At 66.7% G+C, this 1,790-nt stretch carries 1 protein-coding gene; it reads left to right on the forward strand.

The features are described 5' to 3' along the window. Nucleotides 1–57: 57 nt before the first annotated feature. Nucleotides 58–1,790 (forward strand): DUF6531 domain-containing protein (locus tag D9T14_RS13180; protein WP_147434138.1); only part of this gene is annotated, 1,733 nt, incomplete at its 3' end.

Consider the following 1,790-nt stretch of genomic DNA (forward strand, 5'->3'; position numbering starts at 1 on the left):
GATTTCGCGGAGCGGTGCTCTTGGTGCAAGATCAACACCTCTGGGATCACGACCGCGTTGGCCTCGTTCGAGACGAACAACACCAACGAGGTCAACTGGGTCAACACCGTCGCTGCGGCGTTTGAGGCGGCCGGCGGTTCGGGTGAGATCAGTGAGGTGTCCGACGCCGCCCTGGCCGCTTGTCTCCAAGCCGCAGGGGTGGCGGAGACTCGTAGGCCGTTGGACGTGCAGGCGCCGTCGATTCAGGGTGATCCGCAGACGTCGGGGTACGCCGATGACCCGGTGAACACCACGACCGGGAATTTCGTGGAGCCGGAGACCGACCTGTCGTTTACGGGTGGGGCTGCGAGTCTGGTGTTCACGCGGATGTACAACTCGCTGTCGGCGAGTGTGGGGGTGTTCGGTCCGGGCTGGGCATCGACAGCGGACGAACGCCTCGTCTTCAATGATGAGGGCGCGGTGTGGGTGCAGGCCTCTGGCCGGCACGTCGTGTTCCCGAGGCTGGCCGATGGTTGGGACCGGGCCGATGGGGACAGTTTCTGGCTCACCACCATCCCCGATGTCACCGCCCCAGATACCGGGGCCGATGCCGGTGAGGATTTTACTGCCGCTGGGGCTGGCGGGGTCGCTGGTGCTGCCGGTGTTGGGGCCGATGCCCTTGCTGCTGGTGATGCCCTTGGCGCTGGGGAGGGTTCCCCTGCCAGCGCCACTGCCGCTGCCGGTGAGGCCACCACCACTACTGGCGGTGACACTACTGCTGCTGTTGGTGGTGGTGGGTTTGTGGTGTCGGACAATCGGGGTGGCCGGTGGTGTTTCGACCGGGCGGGCCGTCCGGCCTGGGTGTCTCGTGGTGCGGGGACCAGGGTGGAGTATGAGTGGGCTGGTGGCCGGCTGGTCGGGTTGTGGCATGAGTGGGGCCGCAGCATCCGGCTCGAATGGAACCCGGACGGCAGCCGCGTGGTGACCCTGGTGGCCAGTGACGGCCGCCGGGTGGACTACACATACGACGAGTCGGGCCGCCTGACCGCTGCCGTGTCTGATGGTGGAGCTACCCGGACCTACGTGTGGAATGAGCAGGGCCTGATCTGTCGGGTTACGGATGCTGATGGTGTGGTGGAGGCCGAGAACACCTACAACCGGCTCGGCCAGGTCACATCGCAGCGGTCCGCGTTCGGACGCGTCTCTCATTATTCGTATCTGCCGGGGAATGTGACCCAGGTCGCCGACGCCGACGGGGGCCGGGCGAACACGTGGATCCACGACCGGAAGGGCCGTCTGGTCGGGATGATCGATGCCGACGGGAACCGGCAGAACATTGGCTGGGACCGGTGGGGCAACCGGGTGCAGGTGACCGGCCGGGATGGTCGGGCCACGATCTGCCGGTATGACGAGCGGGGGCGGCTGGCCACCCGGGTCGAGGAGACCGGCGCCCGGTCGGACTACGAGTACGACGGTCTGGACCGGGTGGTGCGGGTCAGTGTCACCACCAGCAACAACCAAGGCGGGCCGGCCGGCGACACCGGCGACGACGACCAGGCGGGGCTGGCGGTCACTACCTACGAGTACCAGGGTGCGGACCGCAACCCATCGACCATCACGGACCCCGAGGGCGGGGTGACGCGTCTCTCCTGGAATCAGAATCTGCTCACCCAGGTGACTGACCCGACGGGGGTACGAATCGGCTTCGGCTATGACGAGCACGGCGACCTCGTGTCGGTCATGAACGCCGAAGGAGACATGGCAAGGCTCGTCCGTGATGGGACAGGCCGGGTGATCGGGACTGTTGATCC

It is taken from the genome of Propionibacterium australiense, from assembly GCF_003666605.1.
Taxonomy (GTDB): Bacteria; Actinomycetota; Actinomycetes; order Propionibacteriales; family Propionibacteriaceae; genus Propionibacterium; species Propionibacterium australiense.